15 protein-coding genes are annotated in these 25,168 nt (G+C 66.5%); 14 read left to right on the top strand and 1 reads right to left on the bottom strand.

Annotated elements, in window-relative coordinates:
* Positions 1 to 115 precede the first annotated feature (115 nt).
* From ACVW19_RS01050 to ACVW19_RS01040, 3 genes are read left to right on the top strand one after another with little or no spacing between them, the layout of a single operon-like run.
* Positions 116 to 601, top strand: coding sequence for a hypothetical protein (locus ACVW19_RS01050; protein WP_457455647.1), 486 nt, complete (start codon positions 116 to 118; stop codon positions 599 to 601).
* Complete coding sequence (locus ACVW19_RS01045; RefSeq protein ID WP_457455645.1) at positions 592 to 1,164, top strand: hypothetical protein; 573 nt, start codon at positions 592 to 594, stop codon at positions 1,162 to 1,164. Before ACVW19_RS01050 ends, ACVW19_RS01045 begins: the two co-directional genes overlap by 10 nt.
* The gene (locus ACVW19_RS01040) at positions 1,161 to 1,538 is read left to right on the top strand and encodes a hypothetical protein (protein ID WP_457455643.1); all 378 of its coding nucleotides are present in this window, start codon (positions 1,161 to 1,163) and stop codon (positions 1,536 to 1,538) included. Before ACVW19_RS01045 ends, ACVW19_RS01040 begins: the two co-directional genes overlap by 4 nt.
* 104 nt (positions 1,539 to 1,642) lie before the next feature.
* On the opposite strand, the gene ACVW19_RS01035 is transcribed toward ACVW19_RS01040, so the two are convergent.
* The gene (locus ACVW19_RS01035) at positions 1,643 to 2,446 is read right to left on the bottom strand and encodes a hypothetical protein (RefSeq protein ID WP_457455641.1); all 804 of its coding nucleotides are present in this window, start codon (positions 2,444 to 2,446) and stop codon (positions 1,643 to 1,645) included.
* Between the two features lie 567 nt (positions 2,447 to 3,013).
* On the opposite strand from ACVW19_RS01035, the gene ACVW19_RS01030 reads away from it, so the two are divergent.
* From ACVW19_RS01030 to ACVW19_RS00980, 11 genes are all read left to right on the top strand, one after another.
* On the top strand, positions 3,014 to 3,571 hold the full coding sequence (locus tag ACVW19_RS01030) for a hypothetical protein (protein WP_457455639.1): 558 nt from the start codon (positions 3,014 to 3,016) through the stop codon (positions 3,569 to 3,571).
* A 281-nt stretch (positions 3,572 to 3,852) separates the two neighbouring features.
* Positions 3,853 to 7,569 carry a phage tail protein gene (locus ACVW19_RS01025; protein WP_457455637.1) on the top strand — a complete coding sequence of 1,239 codons (3,717 nt, stop codon included), beginning with the start codon at positions 3,853 to 3,855 and terminating at the stop codon, positions 7,567 to 7,569.
* The gene (locus tag ACVW19_RS01020) at positions 7,569 to 8,885 is read left to right on the top strand and encodes a hypothetical protein (protein ID WP_457455635.1); all 1,317 of its coding nucleotides are present in this window, start codon (positions 7,569 to 7,571) and stop codon (positions 8,883 to 8,885) included. Before ACVW19_RS01025 ends, ACVW19_RS01020 begins: the two co-directional genes overlap by 1 nt.
* A gap of 639 nt (positions 8,886 to 9,524) precedes the next feature.
* Positions 9,525 to 13,208 (top strand): LamG domain-containing protein, encoded by a 3,684-nt coding sequence (locus ACVW19_RS01015; protein ID WP_457456045.1) that lies wholly within the window; start codon positions 9,525 to 9,527, stop codon positions 13,206 to 13,208.
* Between the two features lie 190 nt (positions 13,209 to 13,398).
* On the top strand, positions 13,399 to 20,328 hold the full coding sequence (locus ACVW19_RS01010) for a polymorphic toxin-type HINT domain-containing protein (protein ID WP_457456044.1): 6,930 nt from the start codon (positions 13,399 to 13,401) through the stop codon (positions 20,326 to 20,328).
* 3 nt (positions 20,329 to 20,331) lie between these two features.
* Positions 20,332 to 20,973 carry a hypothetical protein gene (locus tag ACVW19_RS01005; RefSeq protein ID WP_457455633.1) on the top strand — a complete coding sequence of 214 codons (642 nt, stop codon included), beginning with the start codon at positions 20,332 to 20,334 and terminating at the stop codon, positions 20,971 to 20,973.
* Positions 20,974 to 21,078: 105 nt separating this feature from the next.
* Positions 21,079 to 22,119, top strand: a complete 1,041-nt coding sequence (locus tag ACVW19_RS01000; protein WP_457455631.1) for a hypothetical protein — start codon at positions 21,079 to 21,081, stop codon at positions 22,117 to 22,119.
* Positions 22,120 to 22,581 carry a hypothetical protein gene (locus ACVW19_RS00995; RefSeq protein ID WP_457455629.1) on the top strand — a complete coding sequence of 154 codons (462 nt, stop codon included), beginning with the start codon at positions 22,120 to 22,122 and terminating at the stop codon, positions 22,579 to 22,581.
* 81 nt (positions 22,582 to 22,662) lie between these two features.
* Positions 22,663 to 23,361, top strand: coding sequence for a hypothetical protein (locus ACVW19_RS00990; RefSeq protein ID WP_457455627.1), 699 nt, complete (start codon positions 22,663 to 22,665; stop codon positions 23,359 to 23,361).
* A 66-nt stretch (positions 23,362 to 23,427) separates the two neighbouring features.
* Positions 23,428 to 24,150 carry a glycine-rich domain-containing protein gene (locus tag ACVW19_RS00985; RefSeq protein WP_457455625.1) on the top strand — a complete coding sequence of 241 codons (723 nt, stop codon included), beginning with the start codon at positions 23,428 to 23,430 and terminating at the stop codon, positions 24,148 to 24,150.
* Between the two features lie 650 nt (positions 24,151 to 24,800).
* Positions 24,801 to 25,163: a hypothetical protein gene (locus tag ACVW19_RS00980; protein ID WP_457455623.1), complete on the top strand. Its 363-nt coding sequence runs from the start codon at positions 24,801 to 24,803 to the stop codon at positions 25,161 to 25,163.
* Positions 25,164 to 25,168 lie beyond the last annotated feature (5 nt).

The following is a 25,168-nucleotide window of genomic DNA, read 5'->3' as shown; positions in this document are numbered from 1 at the left end:
TCAGGCGAGTTCGGGCGCGGGGCCGTGGATTCCGTACATCGGCATGGATGGGCTGTGGCGGAACGCGAGTGTGTGCGGGTGCCGGTCGGACTGCTCGTGCGGGGAGCTGTGCGAGGTGTACCTGCCGGGCCCGGTGTACGACGTGGTGTCCGTCGACATCGGCGGCCAGGTCCTCGGGCCGGAGCAGTACCGGGTCGATGCGGCGGGCCGGTTGGTGCGTGTTGGTGGCGGCTGTTGGCCGGACTGCCAGGACATGGCGGCCGCGTCGGGGGAGCCCGACACGTTCACCGTGACGTACCGGGTCGGCCTGCCGGTCGACGAGGCCGCGGTCGCGGCGGTGTCCGAACTGACCTGCCATCTCCTCAAGGGCTGCGGCGGTAACGGCGCGTGCGGCTGCAAGGCGAACAGGAACATCGTCCGGTACAGCCGTCAGGGCGTTGATCTGGAGATGCCCGACCTGCAGATCATCTACAGCCAGGGCCGTACCGGGCTGCCGCTCGTCGACCTGTGGCTGATGACCGTGAACCCGTACCGGCTCGACTCGCCGTCCCGGGTGTACTCGCCGGACTTCAAGCGGCCGAGGACGACGACATGGCCCTGAACCTCCTCGTGATCCACGAGACGGCCGAGAAGCTGCTTGCGTGCGTGTGCGCGACCCTCGCGGAGACCGCGGCGGCGGTCGAGGGGCAGCCTGGTTGCCCTGATTGCACGTCGTGCGTCGTGCCGGGCACGCCAGCTTGGGACAACTGCGACGGTGGCGAGACTCCTGGCCAGCTCACGGTCAACTTCGCCGGCATGGTGCCGACGTCGAGCTTCCCGCAGGAGACGCGCGACGTCCTCGGTGCGAAGAACTGCCTGCCCGTCAGGACCGCGGCGGAGTACGTCATCACGCTGCTGAGGTGTGCGCCCACCTTCAGCGAGAATGGGTGCCCGCCGACCTGTGAGGAGCAGTCGACTGCTGCACGGATTCTCGCGGTGGACGCGGCGGCGATCTGGAACGCGCTCCTCTGCTGTTTCCCGTCGACCAGCGGGGCCCGGCGCGGCCAAACGTTCGTGATCGGGGCGCAGCGCACCCTCGGCCCCGAAGGCGGGTGCGTTGGCGTCGAGCAGCGGGTTACCGTCGCGTTGCCGTCCTGTCTGTGCCCGGAAGGAGATTCGTCGTGAGTGTTGACGTACGGCTCGAGCAGGGCCGCCTAGCCCGGTTCCTGCGGCTGCGCGGCGGGATCGCCGAGCGGCGGCTCGCCGCGCGCACCAGCCGGACAGCTGGCATCGCGCGAGGCCTGGCACCCGGCAGCATGGGGAACTACATCGACTGGCACATCGAGAGCGGGCCCCGAGGCCTGGAGGGCGTCATCACGTGCGACCACCCGGCCACGCACTTCGTCCTCAACGGGACGCGGCCGCACGTCATCCGCCCTCGCCGCGCCAAGGCGCTGAGGTTCGAAGGGGGCGGCGAAGTCGTCTTCGCCGCATACGCCCGGCATCCGGGTACGAGGCCGAACAACTTCATGGCAAAGGCGCTGCGCCTCGGCCGGTGAGGGCCTGGCCGGTGCGATAGTTGAGGCGGTCTGACCTGGGTGGGTTGGGACCGTGCGGCGAGGCCCTGAGGCTAGTGCCACGGGGCCCCTCTGCTTGCCCGAAGTCATCGAAGCGGGCCTACGTACTCCGGGCGCTCCTCGTTCCAGGCAACGTGCCTTGTGGGGATAGATGTGATGTGCGGATGCAGGGCAGTTTCAGGAATGTACGCAGCCTTGTAGTAGGACTCGTAGGTGTGATCCTCGGGTGGAGGCGAGACGTGGAATGTGTAGCTGGTGGGCTCTTCTTCGTATCCCCAGAGTGAGGGCAATTTGACTTTATGGGTCTTCCCGTTCGAGGAAATTTTCAGGGCAGCCTGGAAAGTGCAGGTGCGCTTTGCCGAGAAGAAGGAGATTTGGATTGTGCGCTGATCGCCCTGCTCCAGGGTCAGGTTTTCTGCCAAGTCCCCTGGCCGGTTGTTTACGAGTTTCCGCAGTGCAGGTTTCGGGGCCTCGATGTCCACGGCGTATTCAGCCGGGGGTGTGAGATCTCCGCCGCTTCCGACTCCGGGGGAAGCCAGGATGGTCCGAGAGATGGGTTTCTCGCACTTGAGGTTACTGATTTCGATTCCCTGCACCAGCGTAGTTTTCTCGTGCACGCTCAAGGTATTGACGGAAGCGCTTGCCCAGTTGAGAGGCGTCCAGTGTTTGAACAGCCATGCGTATGACGGCTTCTCGAAGTCGTACACTGTCGTGTCGAATACGTCCCCTGTGCGCTCGTTGCCCAGGTCTTTGTCGGTGACCCACCATCCTGAGTAATTGAAACTCTCTCCAGGGGAGAGCTTTACAGGTGAGCCGGCTTCGACGCTTTTCTTGTCATCGGCTTCGTCTTGATCTCTGCTATTGGTCTGGAACTGTGGGTAGAGGGCCATCCCAGCCAGTACGGCTGTCGCGACACAAGAGGCGATGGCGATGCGATTCGACCGTCGGCTTGACCGGTTAGCCTCGCGCGCGACAGCGAGCGCGTCACGCGCCAGTTGAGACTGTTCGCGTGCGTACCGATCTGGGTCAGGAGGCGACACCCATACGGTGGGGTTCCCCGGCTGGGGGCCGAAGACTGGACCGGCATCTGGCGCCGGCTGTGGCACACCCGAGGGTTGGTTCTGGGCGTCCGGGTTCTGTCCCCCGGGCTGCCCGGTGGGTTGGGTGGGGGATGTTGGCGGCTCAGTAGACATCGGGCTCTCCCGGGGCCGTGAGTGGAACGCAGCTGCGACAGTGAGAAGTTGTGGCAGACGCAACCTGTGGTGTCCAGCCGCACAGGACGGGTTGGCGGAGTGTCGTGTCCTTTGGCCTGCATGAGACGCATGGATGGCCGAACACGCTACGGGGTGAGGTGGCGTACGAGGCTTGACGACAGGGCCGTTGGCCAAGTCGCTACTCTTGCCCGGCACGCCGCTGGTTTTGGGCCGGGCGATCGCGCGGGAGACAAGGGCATACCCGTGGCTACAAGAGATTTCGCTGTCCGTACCGAGCCGCATGTTGCGACCCTCGGTGATCTGGGCACGCTGGAGTTCGTCCCGGAGGTGTTCGGGGACGAGTTCCTCGACGGCTATCAGAAGGTGCAGGACGCGCAGGCCTCCCTCGGCGGCGAGGAGGAGCTGGCCAAGATGGATCCGGGCACGCTGCGCAAGGTCTACGGCGGGATGCGTGAGTTCCTTGCGGGGCTGATGACCCCGGAGTCCGCCGAACGGTTCCTGCGGTTCGAGGTCGTCAAGGGCGGCAAGGTGGTGGCGCACTTCCGCACGAGGGTGGCGGCCGAAGAGAAGGCTGCCGAACTCGGGGGCACGGCCCATGCGCGGGATGCGTCGATGCGGGTCCCGGACCGGGTCCTGATGGACCTGATGGAGTGGACGACCGAGCTGTACGGAGGCGGTAACGACCGCCCTACTACACCGTCCAGCGGATCCTCGCGAGCGTCGCGGAAGGCTGGGACGCCTGGGAAGGCCACCTCGCGCTCCAAGGGATCGACCCGCACCGCTGGACGCTCCGCACGCTGATCAACGCCGCAGAGCAGGCGATGTACGCGAGCGCGGAGGACGATGCGGAGCGCAGGCGTATTGAGGCCAAGCTGTACGCGCCACCGAAGGCGTTGCGGCGCTCTCGCGGGCAGCGGGCGCAGCAGCAGCCGCAGCGCGGGGAGCTGACGCTCCAGGGGGCGCAGGCCCTGATGGCGCAGATGGCGGCCCAGGACGCCCAGCTCAGATCGGGTCGAAGCGGATAATCTGGACTTGCCGCTGGTGGTAGGCCGGGCAACCGCACTCCTCTGTGAGGTTGCCCGATGGCCGGCGAGGACGATGTTGATTATGGTCGCGCGACCATTCGGATCGACCTCGACGGCTCCGATGCAGATGCCGAGTCCCGTGCCACTGGTCTGCGTATCCAGCGGGCGCTGCTGCGGGCCACTCGCCGGATCGGCGAGCAGATGCGCCGCCAGATCCAGCGGGGCCTGTCCGCCGCGGCGGTCACGGTCCGGGTGGAGCCGGACCTGCGGCGTTTCGACGCCCAGCTCCTGGACGGGCTGCGGTCGCTGGACTCCCTCAACATCCCGGTCGCGCCGGACGTCACCGGTTTCGAGGAGCGGCTGCGGGCGCTCCTGGCGGGCATCGAAATCCCGATCCGGGTCGTGCCCGACCTGGACGGCTTCGACGCCCGTATCCGGGCGCACCGGGCGCCTGATGTCACAGCCCGTGTCGAGCCCGACGTCAACCGGTTCCGGCAGGCGCTCGCGGGTCTCTCGCGCATCGCGGCCACTGTCGGCAAGGGTCTCGTCGGCCTGTTGAAGTTCGGCGCGGTCGGTATCGCGGCGGCCGGGGCGGCGAGCGCTGTCGGATCCTTCACCGCGGCTATTGCCCCGGCCGGCGGGATCGTCGCTGCCCTGCCTGCCGCGCTCCTCGGAGCGGCGGCAGCGATGAACGTGCTGAAGCTCGGGCTCCAGGGCGTCAGTGACGTGTTGGGTGCGGCGCTCGAGGGCGACATGGAGAAGTTCTCCGAAGGGCTGGAGGAACTCGCCCCGGCCGCGCAGAAGGCGATCCGCCCCCTCGGTCAGCAGCTCCGGAATCTGCAGCAGTCCCTTCAGCAGTCCCTGTTCAAAAAGTTCGCTGACGACATCCAGCCGGCTGTCAAGAACCTCTCGCCTCTGGGCAAGCAACTCGACGGGATTGCCGGGGCGTTCGGTAAGGCGGCGTCGGCCGGGCTGAAGTGGGCCGCTACGCCTTTCGCGAAGACCAACCTGACGGCCATCCTCACCGGTACACAGAAGGCCCTCGGCGGCCTTTCGGGGGCCATGGCGCCGGTTCTCCAGGGGCTCACCGACGTCGCCGCCGCGGTGTCCCTGGCGTTCGGGGAGAAGGCCGGGAGCGCGATCGAACGCACAGGAAAGCGGTTCGGCGCCTACCTCAGCGGGCTCGCCGAGTCCGGAGAGGCCGTCAAGAAGGTGTCCGCCGCGGTCGCCGTCTTCAAGCAGCTCAAGGAGATCGCGGGCAACGTCAAGGGTGCTCTGTCCGGCATCTTCCAGGCCGGGGAGGAGTCGGGGGCGGGACTCCTCGACCGGCTGACGGCGGTCACTCAGAAGATCGAGGAGTTCACCAACAGCAAGGACGGCCAGGCGGCTATCGGAAACATCTTCGCGACGGTCGGGACGATCGCCGCGCAGCTGATGCCGATCCTTCAGGCCCTCGTCACTCAAGTCGGGGCTATCGCGCCAGCGTTGCAGCCGATTTTCACGGCCCTCGGACCGGCGATCACCAACTTGGTCAACAGCCTGGGCCCTGCCGTGGCTGCGATCGCCCCGAGCCTGGCGACCCTCGGCAGCGCGCTGGCGGAAGGGCTTGCCGCCCTAGGCCCCGCCCTCGGGCCACTCGGTGCGTCCATCGGGCAGGTCATCACTGCCCTGGCGCCGCTGTTGCCGATCATCGGTCAGCTCGCCGGTACGGTCGGGTCGCTGCTCGCGCCGGCCTTCACGACTATCGCGGCCGTCCTCCAGCCGGTCATCGCGCAGCTGGCCGCCGCGCTGCTGCCGATCCTGCCGCCGCTCACCCAGGCCTTCACCGGGCTGCTGCAGGCGCTGATCCCGCTCGGCGTCGCGATCGGCCAGGCCCTCGGTCAGGCCATCCAGGGCCTCGCTCCGCTGCTTGCGCAGCTTGCCCAGGTGATCGTGCAGGTCGTCGTCGCGATCACCCCGCTGGTCGCTCAGATCATCGCTGCTCTGCTGCCGGCGCTGCCGCCGCTGATCGCCGCCTTCAACGCCATCGTCGCGGCGATCATCCCGCTCCTGCAGCCCATCCTCGGCCTGGTCCAGGCGCTCGTCCCGCTCGCGTCGACGATCGTCAGCCTCGCCGGGCCGATCCTCCAGGTTGCCGCGGCCTTCCTCGGCTGGTCGGTCATCAACCTCGTCGTGCCGCTGATCAGCGGGATCGTCGCCGGGCTCAGCGGCCTGATCAATGCCCTGACCGGCGTCGTCACGTTCATCACGGGGTTCGTGGACGCCGCGATCGCTGGCTTCAAGTACCTGTACAACGTTCTCGTCGGGAACAGCATCATCCCCGACCTGGTCAACGGGATCATCAGCTGGATTCGGCAGCTCCCCGGCAGAGCCCTGGCGGCCCTGTCGTCGCTCGTCAGCTCGATCGTCACACCGATCCGTAACGCTGCTTCCTCGGCCCTGACCGCGGCCCGGACCTTCGTCAGTGACGTCGTCACCCAGGTGCGCGCACTGCCCGGCAAGGCGAGGGCGGCCCTGTCTGGCGCGAAGGACGCGCTCGTCTCGGCCGGACGTGACCTGATCCAGGGCATGATCAACGGCGTCCGGGAGATGGCGGGGAACATCGCCTCGGCCGCGAGGGAGGTTGTATCCAATGCGGTCAGCAGCGCCAAGAGTGCCCTCGGTATCTCCTCGCCGTCGAAGGTTTTCGCACAGATCGGCCGGGACACGGGACGTGGCTTCATCGAGGGCCTGACGGGCACGGTGGCGCAGATCAAGGCGACGGCGGAAAAGGTCGCGAAGAGCATCACCAAGGCGTTCGAGGGCAAGAAGACCAAACTCGACGACCGGCTTGTCGCGATGATCGACAGGGGAAACCGGCGTCTGCAGACGCTCGCAAAGCAGCGCGAAGCCCTGGCGAAGCGGATCGATGAAGCCATCGAATTCGCGAACCGTACGTACGACTCGACCATTGGCGCGTTCAGTCTCCAGAACCTCACCCAGGGGGAGGAGGGTTTCAACGCGAAGACGATCGCCGTCGGGCTTGAGGACGCCCTGAAGAGGGTGAAGAAGTTCAACGCGGACATCTCGAAGCTCGCGAAGCTGGGACTCCGCAAGGACCTCCTGCGGGACATCATCGGGATGGGGCCCGAAAAGGGCGCCGAAATGGCCCGCATGCTGGCCTCGTCGAGCCGGGAATCCCTGAAGCGGATCAACCGCCTGCAGCGCGACCTTTCGAATGCCACCAACACGTTCAGTGAAACGAGCGCTGACGTCCTGTACGACCTCGGTAAAGACGCAGGGAAGGGCTTCCTCGCGGGGCTCGCGGGGCAGAAAAAGGAAATCGAAAAGCTGATGCTCCAGATCGCGAAAGCGATGCAGAAGAGCATTCGGCAGGCCCTGCAGATTCGTAGCCCCTCGCACGTGATGAGGCGCATCGGTGAGATGACGGGGGCCGGGCTGCACGTCGGTCTGGTGCGGCGGATGGCCGCGCTGGCGGCGGCTGCTCAGTCGGCCGCGCGGGATATGGTGCGCGGCGTGTCTTCGGAGCTGTCCGATATGCCCGAGCTGGGGGCGGCTCTCGACGGTGCGAACGTGGTGCCTCTCACCCGGAGCCAGCGGATGCGTCGCGACGTGGTCGACGGTGCCGTTCCTGCCGCGCTCGCGCGCGGTAGGAACGGTGGCGGCGACGTGATCCATAACCACCATTGGGAGATCCGGGAAGTCGGCGACGCGCGCGTCACGGCACAGCGGGTCCTCAACCGGTTCGTGCTCGCGGCAGGAGTGGGTGGCTGATGGCGACCGAGTGGTACCTGGGGTACGGCGGCGTGGAGGTCGTCAACCACAGCCGGCTGACGACGTATCTCGACACCGTCGGCTCGCCATTGACCAGCTACAGCGGCTGCGGCTGCCCGACGTTCGGCCCGGAGATCGTGGGTGACCTGCCGTACACGACGCCGGACGACGAGAACAGTCCCGCGCCGTGGTACGACCCGGACGTCCCGGAGAGCGCCGAGTTCGCCGGCATCATGGTCCTGAACGTCGAGGGCCTGGACGACCATCCGGTGCAGCGCACGGTCACGGGCGGGCTCGCCGGGGGAGGCGCGATCGGTCCGGCGCGGGCGTTGCCCCGCACGATCACGGTCACCGCGCTCGTCCTCGGTTCGACCTGCTGCGGTGTGGACTACGGGCTGCACTGGCTCGGCCAGGTCCTCCAGGGCTGCACGAGCGGCGATTGCGACGGCGACTGCCTGACGGTCTACAACTGCTGCCCCGGCGCGGAGTTGGAAGCGGACACCTTCAACGAGCGGCACCGGCGCACGCTGCGCCGGGTCGCCCTGGTGGACGGCCCTCGGGTGACGGCCCGCGCTGGCGACGGCTGCGCCGTGGGTGAGTGCCAGGCCGGCGCGGACATCCTGACCGTGGAGTGGGTCATGACGGCCGCGGTGCCGTGGCTGTGGACCGATCCCGTGCCGGTGCTGGAGGTCACCCCGCCCGTGGACCTTGACGGCTCCTGTGTCGACTGGTGCGTGCACCCGACGGGCGAGGACTGTCCCGGCGGCTGCCGGTTCGCGGCCTGTGTCGATCCGACGGCCGCGTGCGCGGATCCGCTGTGCAGGGCGGGCACGCCGCCGCTGCCCGGCACGCCCCTGAACACCTGCTTCTGCGTGCCGCTCGCGGCGGAACGAGCCTGCTACGAACTGGATCTGACGAGCCGCCCGAACTGGAGCTCCGATGTTCCGATCGTCACGATCCGAGCCGGGTCGAGCGACCTGCGGAACCTGACGGTCGAGATCTACGAGCAGGGCGAGGACGGCATGACCTGTGACGAGGTCGCCGACTTCAACCGGTGCAACCCGCACTCGTACTTCCATGTTTCGTTTGTCCCCGCGGGCGGCGCTGTGACGCTGGACGGACAGACGGGGCGCGCCCTGGTCGAGTGCGGCGGCGTGTGCGAGTCCAGCCCGGACGTCTACGGCCGTGACGGCATGCCTCCGACGTACCAGCCGCTGGAATGCGCCTCGTTCTGTTTGTGCATTTCGAGTGACATCGAGAACCCGCCGGCGCTCGATGCGACGGTGACCCTGAGCGTCTCGGGGCGGGGGCGGTGAATAGTGGTCAGAAACCCATCTGACCAGCAAAATTGGAGTTGGCCGCCGAGTTCGGCGTCACGGAGCGGACCATCCGGAAGATCGTGCGCGGGCAGAGCCGCAGGTTCTCTTGCATGATCGCGTTCTGTCCGGGTTCATCCGGTGAGGCCGCCTCCCCCTCGCACGGCTTCAGCGGCTGTTCGGGTGCGATGGGTTTGTCTCAGATTCTGAGATTCCCCGCTGCGTGGCGTGGATTTTCCTCCGATGCGCGGAGATGAATTTCGCCTCACGGATATGCGGTTACGCAGGGTTATTTCTCATGGGAGAAGTTGGGGGTTGCCAGTCGCCGGTTGGATGCGGTAGGGGAGTGATTCCGTCCGACTGGAGCAGAGGCGTCCGAAGGGTTCCACGTGAATCGAGTCAAAGGATTCTGGCTGTGCTGGCCCTGGCAGCCGCCAAGATGGTTACGTCACGCTACCCTCCTGTAACTTGCTGCGGGGGTGTCAAACCAGGCAACTGGGTTGATCTGGGCAGGTCAGAGGGTTTTCGTGAGCCGAACCCCCTTGACCCCGTCGAGTGATCATCGTTAACTCTCGGCACTTGTAAGACTTTTGTAACTCTGGGGTGGGGACTGTGGAGCTCGGGGTGGGTGGCGAAGCCATGCCCAAAACGCGCCGAAGAGGCTGGGCGTCTCGAAGAACGTCGGGTGTGAGCGGTGCCGTGGTGGCGGCGTTGTTGACGGTGCTGGTGCAACCGTCGGTCGCCGCTGCGGTCACCCCAGCCGCGGAGCCCGCAGAACTTTCGGAGGGGCAGAAGGCGCTTGCCGAGGCTCAGGAAACGGGCAAGCGCGTGGAGGTGGTGGGCCAGCGCTCCGAGCGCACGACGGTCTACGCCAACCCCGATGGCTATACCTTCACGCTGCAGGAGTCATCGGTTCCCGTTCGTGTGGCCAAACGGGGTGGCGGTTGGCAGGCCCCGGATCCGGCCCTGGAAATGCGTAAGGACGGTTCGGTTGCTCCCAAGGGTGCAGCACCCGAGATCGTGTTTTCCGGTGGTGGTGAGGAGGATCCACTGGCCCGGATTGCCCACCGGGGCCGGTCGATTGAGCTGAGCTGGCCGGGGAAGCTGCCGGAGCCGAAACTGGACGGTGCCAGCGCCGTGTATGCGAACGTGCTGCCGGATGTGGACCTGAGGGTTACCGCGACAGTGGAGAGCTTCCAGCACGTCCTGGTTGTCAAGACCCCTGAGGCTGCAGTCAGCGGGAAGCTGCAGAAGCTCACCTTCGGTCTGAAGACGACCGGGCTTGAGGTGCAGGAAGGCGCATCAGGGAGCCTGGCTGCGGTCGACCCGAATGGCCAGACGGTGTTCAAGGCCCCGCCCGCGCGTATGTGGAACTCGGCCGGTAAGGCACTTGCTCAGTCGCCTGTTCCCATGGCAGCACGCGCGACGGCGAGTGAGGCGGCCCCGTCCGATCCGGCCGAGGCTGCTCCGTCGGGTAAGGGCCTGGAGCCGGGGCAGGGGGATCAGGTTGCGAAGATGGACGTCGAGGTCGCCAAGGACGCACTGTCGATCGTCCCGGACACGAAGCTGCTTGCTGCCAAGGACACCGCGGTCTATCCGTTGTTCATCGACCCGTCGGTGACGTGGGGCGAGGCTGAGCGCACACTGCTGCGGAGCGACGGCTACGAGGACTACGCCTGGGGCAACGGTAGCGACGACATGGGCAAAGGTGCCGGCAAGTGCGGCACCTGGAACGGCTACTACTGCGGGCCCGGGTACGTGCAGCGGCTGTACTACGAGTTCTCGCCGGCGAACTTGAAGGGCAAGCACGTCCTGGATGCCACGTTCCGAGTGACGGAGCCGTGGGCGTTCCAGTGCGAGCCGCGCTGGGTGGACCTGGTGCGTACCAATAACATCTCGTCGTCCACGACCTGGTCCTCACGGCCCAAGAGGCTGGACCTGATGGGCGACCGGCATGTGTCGGCCGGCCGGGGTGACCTGTGCAGCCCGGGATTGCCGGATGCGGCGATCGAGTTCAACGACAACCCTGAGGAGACAGACGAGAACCTCACCCCGACCGTGAAGAATTTCGCGGCGGGCAAGTTCTCCCGCCTCACCCTGGAGATCCGCGCGCACGACGAGTCGGACACCTCCGCGTGGAAGCGGTTCCGCAACGACGCCGTCCTCGAAGTCTCCTTCGTGGGGATCCCGGACAAGCCGAGCGGGATCGGCCTGGTGACCGGCTCCGGCACTGTGTGCTCGACCACCGAGTCGAATCCGTCGATCGTCTCCGACCCCACCCCGTCGCTGACCGCGACCACCCAGACCAAGCCGGGCGGCGAGAAGGAAGCCCAGCTGCGCGTCTACTTCGACATCGACCACAAGAACAGCGACGGCACCTGGTCGGACACCCCGGCCGGCAACGGCGACCTGCGGCCCTCCACCGGGTATGCGGGCGACGGGAAGAAGCAGACGATCTCCTGGTCGACCCTGACCGAGGGCAAGCTGTACCGGTACCGGGCGTGGGTCCGCTCGTACTACAACAGCGGCAGCAGTCATCTGTCGGGGCCGTCGAACGGTTCCACCACCGGCTTCTGCTACTTCAAGGTCGACCCGACCGCACCCAAGGCACCCAAGATCAGCATCGGTACTCCGTATGCGGAATGTCTGCCCAACGCCTGTTTGGCACAGGGCGGTCCGGGGCAAGCGGCCACGTTTAAATTCGCCCCCGCGAACGGTGATACAGGCATCGTGTCCTACCAGTACACCCTGTCTGGCATGTCGAGTTGGCCGACGGCTACCGGCGCCACAGTGAGTGTCCCGCTCACCCCGGAGCGGTCCGGCACGTACACGCTGTGGGCCCGGGCCAAGGACACCGTGGGGCGCTACGGGGCCTGGAACGCGGTCGACTTCCTCGTCGCAGCTGGCCAAGGATCGGTGGGGCGCTGGCACTTCGACGAGGCAAGCGGTGTCGCCAAGGACACTGCCACGGCGCAGGGGGTCCCCAAGCATGAGGTCACATTGGCCGGGGGCGCGGTTCGCGACGATCGCGGCCGACGCGGCGTGATCACCCACGACGCGCAGGGGGTGCCACTGGAGACTCCCCTCACGGACCGCGGCTTGGTACTGGATGGGCAGAGCGCGTACGCCACGACCAGCACTGCGGTGCTGGAACCACGCTCAAGCTACACCGTCGCTTCTTGGGTGCGCCTCGACGACCTCAGCAAGAGTCAGGCGATCCTCGCACAGGACGGTAAGGACAACGCCGCATTCATGCTGTCGTACCAGATTGCCCAGGGCTACAGTGGCTGGTTCTTCGGCGTGAAGAGCACCGACGGCCTATACCAAGGCGAAATTTCCGAGGAGAAGGCTCCTCAAGGCGTCTGGACACACGTGGCCGGAACGTATGACGCTCCGACGAAAACACTCAAACTCTACGTCAACGGTGTTTTGAAGGGCGTCCGTACGGGATTCGAAGTGGCCATCGAAGAATCGGGGCCACTGAGGATCGGTCTCGTGCAGTCCAACGGAAAGTGGTATCAACCGTTTCACGGCTCCATCGACGAGCCGGCCGTATGGCAGCGCGCACTGACCCCGCAGGAAGTGCACGATGAGGCCAGGCTCATGCTCTCGGACCGGTTTGCCGGCACGGAGCTGATCGCGGACTGGAACCCGACCCGAGGCGTTGACGGCGCCTCGATCACGGACACCACATCCGGCTACGGCGGGAGCCTCACCCTCGCTGGCGGCGCGACGGTCATCAACGAGGAGATCGTGCTGGACGGCGTGGACGACGCCGCCACGGTCGCGGGTCCGCTGGTGGACGGCACCGGTTCGTTCACCGCCACGACGCAGGTGCAGTTGGATGCGGCGAAGCTGGTGGCCAAGGATGTCGGCTATGTCGGGCAGGTCATGGGCCAGCGCACCGCTGATGGCTCGGCATGGGGGCTGTGGTTCGAGTTGACCGGGAAGAAGACCGTCCTGGACGAGGAAACGCTGGAGGAGGTCACGGTGCCGGAAGGGCTGTGGCGCTTCGGCCGCCTCAAGGCCGATGGCACGTTCTCCTCAGTAGCCTCGGAGGAGACCGCGAGTATCGACAGTGCGGCCCGGCTGACGGGAGTGCACGACTCGGTGGACGGCACGATCAGTCTCTACGTCGGCTACAGCCAGAACGGCGACACCAAGGCGTACACGGCGCAGATCGGCAGTGGCGAGTTCGCTGTTGGCAAGGCATACGCGAGCGGTGGCTGGAAGCACTTCCTGCCCGCTCGGATCTCCGACGTGCGCCTGTGGGCCGGCGCGATGGCCAGTGCCGAGCAGGTCGATGCCACGGTGGGCGACTGACCTGCAGTAGGTGGTCGGGCAGCCCCAATGGCTGCCCGACCGCCGTGCGGCCGCATTCTCCGGCCGCTGCCACAACTTGATCGATCTTCTAACTCTCGTGAACCGGGTGGGGACGAAACACATGGCGTTTGGCATAGGCACCTCAAGGCGAGGTGCGGGGAATGCGCGGCGGTGGGGGCGACGCCTCGTCGTGCCCGCGGTGGCGTTGGCGCTGCTGGCCCCGGTCGGTCAGCTGCCGACCGCCATGGCAGACGAGCAGGGCCTGGGGCGCCCTGATGTGCCCAAGCCCCGCGTGAGCAAGGTCGAAGAAGTCAAGAGCCTGGGCGCGAAGAAGGCGCGCCAGAAGGTCTCCGAGAGCAAGAAGGCCGGCGAACAGCGAGCGCGCAAGGCCAAGGAAGAGCAGACCGCTGCCTGGCCCAAGCCCGACACGGCCACCACGAAACTCTCCGCGAACAAAGCGGCCGAGGTGGATCTTGCGGGAACACCTGTTGCCGCGCAGCCGGTGAAGAGTCGGAGCATGTCGGCGGCCGCAGGCTCTGTGGACTTCGCGGTCCTCGACCAGAAGGCCGCCCGCAAGTCGGGCATCACCGGTGTGCTCTTCACGGCCAGCGCCGACACCGCCGGTACGGCGGAAGTAAGCGTCGACTACGGCGCTTTCGCGTCCATGATCGGTGGCGGCTGGTCGGAGCGTCTGCGTCTCGTGCAGCTCCCTGCCTGCACGCTGACGACTCCGTCAAAGACGGAGTGCCGTAAGCAGACCCCGCTCTCCTCAGCCAACGACTCCGCACAGCAGACCGTGTCTGCACAGGTCCCGCTCGCCGAGACCAAGTCCGGCGCCTCCACGCAGCTTGCCTCGGAGAGCGAACTCACCGGTGTCACCGTGTTCGCGGTGACCGCGATGGCTGCCGGAGCGGGAGAGTCGCCCAAGGGGACCGGCGACTACTCCGCAACCGAACTCGCGCCGTCGTCTTCATGGGCGGCGGGCGGCAGTTCGGGTTCGTTCACCTGGAACTACGGCCTCACCCTGCCCCCGGCCGCGGCCGGCCCGACACCGAGCCTGGGCCTGTCGTACGACTCGGGCAGCATCGACGGACGCACCGCCTCCACCAACAACCAGGGAACCTCGGTCGGCGAAGGATTCGCCCTCACCGAGTCCTACATCGAGCGCACTTACGGCAGCTGCGATGACGACGGCCATGACAAGGTCTTCGACCGCTGCTGGAAGTACGACAACGCCCTCCTCGTCCTGAACGGCAAGTCCAGCCGCATCATCAAGGACAACACCACCGGCGCCCATCGTCTGGAGAACGATGACGCCTCCACGGTGAAGCGCTCCAGTGGCGCGGACAACGGGGACGACAACGGTGAGTACTGGACCGTCATCACCGGCGACGGCACGAAGTACGTGTTCGGCCTGAACAAGCTCGAGGGGGCCGCTGACCAGCGCACCAACTCCACCTGGACGGCACCGGTCTTCGGAGACGACTCCGGCGAGCCCGGCTACGACAAGGGCAGCACCTTCGCCGACCGTTCGCTGACCCAGGCGTGGCGGTGGAACCTCGACTACGTCGAGGACACCCGCGGCAACGCCTCGACCTACTGGTACACGAAGGAATCCAACTACTACCCGAAGAACAAGGCCGCTACCGCCAACGCCTCCTACGTCCGCGGTGGTTACCTGAAGGAGATCAAGTACGGACTGCGCAAGGGCGCGCTGTTCACGGATGACGCCGATGCGAAGGTGACCTTCTCGCACGCCGAACGCTGCACCGTCACGGACTGCGCGGAGCTGACCGAGGACACGGCCAAGCACTGGCCCGACGTCCCCTTCGACAGCATCTGCACCAGTGGTGACACCGACTGCAATGCCGCAGGCCCGACCTTCTTCTCCCGTAAGCGCCTCACCGGCATCCACACCTTCTCGTGGAACGCCACTACCAGTAAGCACGACCCGGTCGACTCGTGGGCGCTGACCCAGGAGTACCAGGACGCCGGCGACATCGGGGACACCACCGACCATGTCCTGGTCCTCAAGTCGATCAAGCGGACGGGCAAGGCCGGCACCGCGATCGACGTCAACCCGGTCACCTTCACCTACCAGCTGCGCCCCAACCGGGTCGACGGTACGGATGACATCCTGCCGCTCAAGCGTCATCGCATCGAGACGATCACCTCGGAGACGGGGGCGATCACGAGGGTGACGCTGTCGGAGCCGGAGTGCAAGCGCAGTGAGGTCCTCGGGGCCGCGCAGGACTCCAACACCCGTTCCTGCTACCCGCAGTTCTGGAACGTCAACGGCGCTACGGAGGCGTCGGTGGACTGGTTCCACAAGTACCGTGTACTCGCGGTCGGTGTCGCCGATCCGACCGGGCAGAACGAGACGGTCGAGAACGCCTACGACTACTCGGGCGCCGCGTGGCACTACGCCGATGATCCGTTCACGCCGAAGGCTGAGCGGACCTGGTCCGAGTGGCGTGGTTACCGTGATGTCACCGTGCATGCGGGCGCGCTGGACACCACTCGTTCCAAGACGGTCTCCCGCTACCTGCAGGGCATGCACGGGGACAAGAAGAAGGACGGCACCACCAAGACCGTCAGCGTCGAGCCGTTGATGGATACCGATGTCGACTTCACCGCCCTGACCGACAGTGACCAGTACTCGGGCCAGATGCTGCAGAAGGTCGCCTACAACGGCAGCCAGCCCATCTCGACCTCGTACACGAACTACACGTCCAAGAACACCGCCACGCAGACGGTGCCCGACGCGGCCGCTCACATCGCGCGCTGGACAGGTCCCAGCAGCTCCTATGCGAGCACCTACCTGACCGTCTCGAAGTCCTGGCGCACCCACGTCGTCACCAACCGTTACGACGACCTGGGCATGGTCAGAGAGGTCGACGACTACGGGCAGAAGGGCCTGGGCGGTGACGAGACCTGCACCCGCACCTGGTACGCCCGCAACCCGGATGCCGGCATCAACAGCCTGGTCTCGCGCACCCGGACCGTCGGCAAGGAATGCTCCACCGCCGACACCGCACTCGACCTGCCTGCCGATGACAAGCAGCGCGGTGACGTCCTCGCGGACACAGCGGTCGGCTATGACGGTGCAAGCACGTGGTCGGAGTCGATGAAGCCGACCAAGGGCCTGGTCACCTGGACCGGCCGCGCCAAGGGCTATGCCTCCGGCAGCCCGAGCTGGCAGACGATCACCAGCAGCGCCCCTACGGACTTCGACACTCTCGGCCGCCTCACCAAGGTGACCGACGCGGACGGCCAACCGACCACCACCGCCTACACCCCGGCCGCCGCCGGGCCGCTCACCAAGACCATCACCACCAATCCACTGGGACACAAGGCCACCAGCTTCCTCGACCCACGCCGGGGCCAGGCGCTGCGCACGTACGACGCGAACCTGAAAAAGACCGAACTCGCCTACGACGCACTCGGCCGACTCACCTCTGTGTGGCTCCCCAACCGCTCGAGCGCCAGCCAGAGCCCCAGCTCCAAATTCGCCTACCACATGGACAACAAGAAACAGTCCTGGGTGTCCTCCTCAACTCTGAAGAAGGACGGCGAGACCTACACCACCAGCTACGCCATCTTCGACGCGCTGCTGCGCCCCCTGCAGACCCAGTCGGAGACACCGCAGGGTGGCCGTCTGCTGACCGACACCCGCTACGACACCCGTGGCCTCCCGTACGAGTCCCACGCGGACATCTTCGACACCACCCGCACCCCCAACGGCACCTACACCCGCGCCGAATACGGCCAGGCGCCCACGCAGACCGGAACGGTCTTCGACGGGGCCGGCCGGGCCACCAAGACCACCCTGCATGTCTTCGGCGTTGAGAAGTGGTCCACCACCACCAGCTACACCGGTGACTCCACCGCCACCACCGCCCTGGACGGTGGCACCGCTGCCCGCACCATCACCGACATCCGCGGCCGCGCCCTCGAAACCCGTGAATACGCTGGTGGCGCCCCGGCCGACGCCCAGTACGGCGACGGTCCCGGCACCAGCTACGCGTCCACGAAGTTCCACTACACCCGGGACGGTCTGCAGACGCAGATCACCGGCCCGGACGACGCCAAGTGGTCCTACACCTACGACCTGTTCGGCCGCCAGATCACAGCCGCAGACCCGGACCAGGGGAAGAGCACCACCGAGTACGACGTGCTCGACCAGGCCATCAAGTCCACCGACTCCCGCGGCAAGGCGATCCTGGCCGCCTACGACGTCCTCGGTCGTCCGACCGGGACCTGGGCCGGGTCCAAGAGTGACGCCAACCAGCTCACCGCCACTGGCTACGACGCCCTGCTCAAGGGCCTGCCGGACAGCAGCACCCGCTACGTGGGTGGAAAGAGCGGCCAGGCGTACACCGACACGATCACCGAATACGACACGCTGTCCCGCCCGGTGGCCAGCAAGCTGGAACTCCCCTCCAGCGATCCGTTCGTGAAGGCCGGTGTGCCGGCGACGCTGGAGTTCGAGAGCGCCTACAACCTCGATGGCACCCTCAAGTACACCAAGGAGCCGGCTCTGGGGGGCCTGCCCTCCGAGATCGTCGACTACGGCTACAACAAGCTCGGGCAGGTCACCTCGGTCGGCGGCTCCACCGGTTACCTCCTCGAAACGGACTACTCCGCCCTCGGGCAGCCCCTGCAGCTGACACTTGGCACCGCCAACACCGAAGAGCACAAGAAGGCATACATCAACAACCGGTACGAAGAAGGCACCGGCCGCCTGACCCGCAGCTTCGTCACCGACCAGACCCACCCCTACATGCTGCAGGACCTCAACTACACCTACGACCAGGCCGGCAACGTCACCTCCATCAGCGACCCCACCACCTTGGGAGGCACCAGCAGCGCTGAGACCCAGTGCTTCGCCTACGACGGCCACCGCCGACTCATCGAAGCCTGGACACCCAGCTCCCAGAAGTGCTCCGACGCCCGCAGCACCAGCAGCCTGTCCGGCCCGGCTCCGTACTGGACCAGCTACACCTACAACAAGGCGGGCCAGCGCACCACGGAAACCAACCACAAGACCGCCGGTGACGCCAAGACCACCTACTGCTACACCAAGACCGATCAGCCGCACTTCCTGACCGGCACCACCACCAAGAACGACTGCGCCAGTCCCGAGAAGACCTACACCCCCGACGCAACCGGGAACACCACCAAGCGCCCTGGCGTGAAGGCGATCCAAGACCTCGCGTGGTCCGAGGAGGGCAAGCTCGCCAAGCTCACCGAGAACGGCAAAGCCACCGACTACCTCTACGACGCCTCAGGTGAACTCCTGATCCGCAGCACCGCCGGAGGCGAGAGGGTGCTGTACACCGGCGCCACCGAACTCCACCTGCGCGCCGACGGCACCACCTGGGCCCAGCGCTACTACACCGCCGGTGGCCAGACCATCGCCACCCGCTCCAACGAAACCCTCAGCAACAAGCTCACCTACCTGGCCGGCGACCACCACGGCACGATGTCCCTGGCGATCAACGCCGACGCCACCCAAACCTACAGCAAGCGCTACACAAGCCCCTTCGGCGCCGAACGCGGCAAGCCCACCGGCACACCCTGGCCCGACGACAAGGGATTCCTCGGCAAAACCAACGACGAAACCACCGGCCTCACCCACATCGGCGCCCGCGAATACGACCCGGCCATCGGCCAGTTCATTAGCGTCGACCCCCTCCTCAGCCTCGACCAGCCGCAGTCCCTCAACGGCTACAGCTACGCCAACCAACACCCCGCCACGACCTCGGACCCGACCGGCCTCCGAGAAGGCTGCGGCGCCACCTACCCCACCAGTACTTGCAGCACATCCTCCGGGAAGTCAGGAGTCAACAGCGCGGTCAGCGGCGGCAACCCCGGCAGCCCCGGAAACTCCGGCAGTAAGAAGCCCTACGGCGGCGCGATCGGCGGATACCACGACGTCGGATACAGCAGCGTCGGATACAAAAAGGGCGGATACGGCTCTTCACAGGTGCGTCATTCTCCGCCACCGTCCTACTTTGAAATCGTTGCCGCACCGGGGCCCGAACCCGACCAGTTCGAGGAAGCGTTCTCCACAGCCCTCGCACATCTGCGGGCTGACCGGATGCACAGTTACCTGCCGACCACTGAACTCATGGCACTAGCCGGCGCGGCGGCCTGCTACGAATACGTCGAATGCTCTGAAGAGCTGTACAGCTATTTCGTCTTCGACCTTCGCTACTCGGAGGAATCCATCGATTCGATGGGTCCCATGGTCGGAAGTATGGGAGGAACCCCGTACAGCCTTCGGGGCAAGGGGAACCCTCCGGCGAGCGGGCCCTGGAAGGAATCACGCGGCTTCTCATGCAAGTGCTTCCTCGCCGGGACTGATGTCCTCATGGCGGACGGCTCCACAAAGGACATCGAGGATGTGGAGTTGGGTGATGAGGTACTGGCGGCCGACCCGCAAACCGGCGAGCTGGGCCCCCGCAAGGTAACTCGCCTCATCCGCACCGAAGACGACAAGCACTTCAACACGCTCTCCATCGCCACCGATGACGGTATAGAAGAGCTCACGGCGACACACGAGCACCCGTTCTGGTCGCCTTCAGAGAAGAGCTGGATAGAAGCCGGCGACCTCACGTCGGGTATGACCCTGCTCACCGACGAAGGCCGCACCGTCATCGTCACGGCCAACGAGCCCTTCACGCAGCACGCTCGCACGTACAACCTCACCGTCGATGACCTCCACACGTACTATGTACTCGCGGGCGAGACTCCGATACTCGTCCACAATGCCAACTGTGGAATTGGAGACGCCCTAAAGGGTTGGAATACGCGCTACTACCAGATGGGTGACCAGCACCTCCGGCTCACCAAAGAGCGAATGCGGCACATCCTGGAGCGCCACCACCCCGCCTATCGAAAAGGACCGGACAAAGCAACTCAGACCAACTTCCGGAAGACCATGTCGATTCAGGATGTTGAAGGCGCAATCCGCAGCGTTGCTCAGCAGAATCGAGGTCTGATTTCCAGCAGGGGAACCCATGACACCTACCAAGTGGAAGGCGTTTATGGTGGCGTTCGTTACACCATGGGGATCAGTGGCGGTAGAATCGGACAGTTCTATCCCATGGGGTGACACATGATCGTCGTGGAGAGTTTCATCAAAACCGCTTCGGGTGAGTTCGTTCCATTCGGAATGGCCGATGATGTGGCGTCCGATCTCGATCTCGTTGAAGGAGCGATCGCGATCACGATCGGTGATGCTCCACTCCTGGGAACTCGCAATTGGGACTACGTGTTTCCCCTCTGGGCGTACATGGCCGCCGCATTGGGCGAACTTCGGGCAACGGGTGAGGGGGCATTGCGATTCCCGGACCAGCCTGTGGGGCTCGACCTGTGCCGTGTGGCCGGAGGGGTTCGATTGCGGGTCTGGGGTGATGGTCCTGACCGGGAAGCTATCGTGAGTGAGCTGCAATTCGTGCAAGCAGTCCGTGCGCGAGGGAAGGAATTCTTTGGCATCGCAATTGCGCGATTCCCGGAAGAGCGGAGCCTCGTCGAGCGAAGCTTGAGTTGCCTTTTGGGCGACCCTCCGGGAATGGTTCTGTCGGATGTTCGCTGGGAAGAGCGCCTTGACCGCCGACAGGTCGCTGCATTTCGTCACGTGGAACGGGTGAGTCGGTATCAATTCAGCCCGGCAGAGCGTGAGAGGATCATCTCCAGAGTGGCTGGAACGCGCGCTACCTTTGAAGAGTGTGTGGCGCTCATAATGACGGAATCATGAGAGCCTTGCATTCTGTCAGGGGCCGAGCGCGCAGCGGCTAACCTAACGTACGGATAGCCGCTGGTTCTGGGCCGGGCTCACCTCCATCGAGAGGGGAGCCCGGCCTTGGCCATTGCAGGCTGCGGCAGCCATACCGCGCGGATCGTCGATAGGGGCGGCGCCACGGTGGTGGCTGCCGAGGTGCTGACCGAGTGCGAGTGGGGTCGCGTACTGGACGGCACGAGTTCGGCGCGGGCCGTCATCCAACCCTCGTTCGACTGCTGTGCACAGTTCGGCCGTATCGGCTCGTGGAGACACCGGCTGATGATTTTCCGTGACGGGAAGTACGTGTGGGACGGGCCTGTCACTGACGTCACCTGGTCCCTGGGGGAAGTCGAGGTCGCCGCCGAGGATGTGAGTGTGTGGCTCGACAACCGGGTGCCGCACGGGAACCGGACGTTCACGAGCGTCGACCTGGCGGAGATCGCCGAGTGGCTGATCACTGACGGGTTCGCGCCCGACGACCCGGGGCACACCGTCGAGATCGTCGGGAAGGCGGGCATCACCGGGTCCCGTTCGTACAGTGCGGGCATCGGGCAGACCGGCGACCACCTCCGCCAGCTCGCGGAGGCGGGCATCGACTACACGGTGATCGGGTCGAAGATCCTGCTGCTGCCGGAGAACCACATGGCCAGTGTGGGCCGGCTGTCGGACACTGACTTGCCTGACGGCCTAGCGGTGAGCGAGGACGGCAAGTCGCTCGTCACGCGGTGGATTGTTGCGGGCAGTGAGGAATCCGGGGTCGTCGGCACGGACGGCGGGCCCGACCGGTGGTACGGGCTGCACGAGCGGTACATCGAGATGTCGGAGATCACGGACCTCGCCTCGGCGACGCAGGCCGCGCAGGCACGCCGCCGGGTGTCATCGGCGGTGCCGGTGTTCGTCGACACCCGGGAGGTCACCATCTCGCCCCAGGCCAACATCGACGTGCCGAGCCTCGTCCCGGGCTGGGCGCTCGACGTCACCAGTGCCGGGACATGCCGCCAGGTCACCCAGCGGTTGAAGATCGTCGGCGTGAAGGTGACCGAGCGGGGCGGCGACGATGACACCCCGGGCTCGGAGAGCGTGCAGGTGCAGGTGGCGGCGACAGCGGCGGAGGCGGCATAGATGGCCATGCGTGGAACTCCGGCTCGGCGCCTGGTCGGCAACCCGCTCGGCGGGGTGCTGCGGAGCCTCGATCAGCGCACGCGGATCGCGGGCCAGACTCGTGTGAGCGGCGCCCCGCTCGAGGAGGACCCGGCGCCGCATGTCCCCGGCCCCGTGGCGCAGCCTGGCGGGCTCGCGGCGGCCGTCGTGGCAACCGGCGACGACGGCCGGGCCCAGTGGGTGTTCCCCGCCCCGTACGGGACGGCCCCCGCGGTGTCGGCGGTCGCCGTCGACCCCGAGCCGGGCGACGACGAGCGGACCGTGTGGGCGGCGCTGGAGGAGGTCACCGCCTGGTGCGTGGTGCTGCGAGTGTGGCGGTCTCGGCCGCGCCGGGGTGCTGGTGTCGCCGAGCCGGCCGGGCCAGGCGTGCGCATTCACCTGATGTCGGTTGAAACCGTCACAAATGGTGGCTCTGGCCTGTGAGAATAGGGCAGAACTGCACAACCCCCGTGAAGGCGGGCACCTGGCACGGGGGTTGCATTGCCGACCGAATGGAGACCGGCTTTGTCATCCAAGCGTAAGGTGCCCTGCGCCGACAACTGCGGGAACCTGGTGTATGTCGAGGGCACCGTGTGCCGGACGTGCTACCTCGTGAAGGCCCAAGCCAACCGGGCGAAGCCCTGCTCTGTAGTGGAAGACGGGAAGCCATGCGGCATTCCTCGTTACCGGGGCTACCTGATGTGCTGGACGCACTACTACCGGAAGACCGCCCACGGGAACGCTCTCGCTCCCCTCAAGCAGAGGGCGAAGGGCACACTCGTCACGGACCTCGTCGCCGCGAGCACAGCAGATACCAACGAGTGCACGTTCCTGGCTGGTTGGGGGACGCGGCCGAATGTGGGGATCGGCAGTGTGGAGACGCCCGCCTCGCGCGCAGCGTGGATCCTGGCGCACGGTGACCCCGGCGACGCGGACGTCCGGCACACCTGCAACGGGGGGTCTGGCGAGCACGGCTGTGTCAACCTCAGGCACCTCACGTTGGGGACCCACGCCGAGAACATGCGAGACATGGTCGAGGCGGGAAGGTCCGCGCGAGGAGAGCGACACGGCTCCAGCAAGCTGACGGCGGAGCAGGTGAGGGCGATCCGCCGCAGGCGCGCTGGGGGTGTCAGCACGGCGCAGCTCGCGGCCGAGTACGGAGTCAAGGACCAGGCGATCTACAAGATCGTCCGCCGTGAACGCTGGGCGTGGTTGGACGACTAACTCGCTAATCTCTCCATAGCTGCTGGTTGTGGGCCGAGCTGAACGCATTTCCAAGAGGTGGCCTCGGTGGCAGCAGTTTGCGTAGACGATAGCTACTTCGACGTCGGTGACGACGGTCGACTGACGATGGTCCCGGGCAGCCTCGGCCTCCGGAGGGTCGTCTACTTCAAGGACCCGGGCACCCACGAGTTCAGCAAGGCTGATTATGAGTGGCTGGCCAGGGTGTTGGTGAAGGTTCAGGCTGCTGGTGGTGGTGCGGCCGGGGCGCGGGCGAGCGCGAACCATCTGGTGTCGTCGCCGGGCGGCGCGGGCGGTGGCTACTCGGAGCGGCTGATCCAGGTGTCGGCGCTGGGCGCGACGGAGACGATCGTCGTCGGTGCGGGCGGCACCGCGGGTACGCCGACGGTCGATGGCGGTCCCGGTGGCAACTCCAGCTTCGGCGGGGTGTGCACGGCCAACGGCGGTAACGGCGGCCAGGTCGTCATGACGAGCGGGGACACCCCGATCTGCTACTCCGGCACGGCGGGTCCCCTCTCCGGGATCGGCGGCATCACGCAGGGCGGCGGCGCCGGCGGGGGCTGCTTCCGCCTGACGGGCAACCAGGGGCACTCGGGCACGGGCGGTGAAAGCCGGCTGGGGCACGGTGGCTTTCAGCGTGCTTCGACGGGCGGCGGTGGTGCCGGGCGAGGCTGGGGTGGCGGCGCGGCGGGGGCCCTCGCGCGGGACGGTGACACCACCAACGGGACTGCCGGCCAGGACGGGGTGGTGATCCTGTACCTGTTCGGCTGACGCCCCGTCCGGACACCGTGTCCGGACGGTATCCGGGCTGGTCAGACGAGCGCGGGGTGTGGTGTCCGGACGGTTTCCGTGGACGCGTCCGGACGGTGTCCGGATAGGCGTCGATAGACTCGGCGGTGCGCCGCTGGTGGTAGGCCGGGCCGCAGCACGACCCCGCGAGGACGGTGGGCGCTGTGGCGCGATGTGGCTGTGGTGGCGGTCAGTGCACCTGCACGGTGCAGGCCGGTGAGGGTGTCAACGTGAGCGGCTCCGGCTCCGCTGCCAATCCGTACGTCGTCAGTGCCGACGTTCCGTGCGAAACGGTGCGCGGCTGCGTCTCGGCCGGGCCAGGTCTCGCATACGACCAGGGGAGCGGCACGTTCAGCGCGGCTGTCTCCAACCAGCCCGGCAACAACCTGGCCGTCGGCCCTAACGGCCTGTTCGTGCCGACAGGTTCAGCGACGGTCAGCACAGGGTGCGGCCTCACGGGCAATGGCGCCGGAGGGAACCCGCTCAGAGTCGCGGTTGGCACGTGGCCGTACCCGTGCAGCCCGGACACCGCCGGTGGTGTCGTCGTGTGCGGCTCGGACGGTGTACTGCGTGGAGAGCCCCGCGGCCGGATCAGCTTCACGCAGATCAGCGAGACCAGGAGCTACGCGAACTTGGCCGTGCCGAACACCCTGACGGTGGCGGACACGTTCCAGCTCGACGTCACCAACCCGGACCCGTGCCGGTCGGCCATCGTCCTGGTGGAGCGCGAGGTCGACGTGGACTTCGTGCTCCCTGCCGGGGCGGGCGCAGGCTACGGCCACGACACGGACCAGATGTACTACATGCGGAACACCGGCAGTTCGACGATGACCGACGTGCACACCCAGACGACGAAGCTGTACCAGGCCGTCGCCTCGCTCGCCCCGGGCGGTGCGGCAGTGGTGCAGCTGCCCGTCAGCCTGGACCGCGGATCGGGCGGCGCGACGTACAACCGCATCCAGGTTTTCATCCGCGCCATCCTCATCAGCCTCTAAGGAGC

The sequence above is a fragment of the Streptomyces sp. TE5632 genome, assembly GCF_054061295.1.
This window is presented reverse-complemented; position numbering and strand designations above follow the sequence as displayed.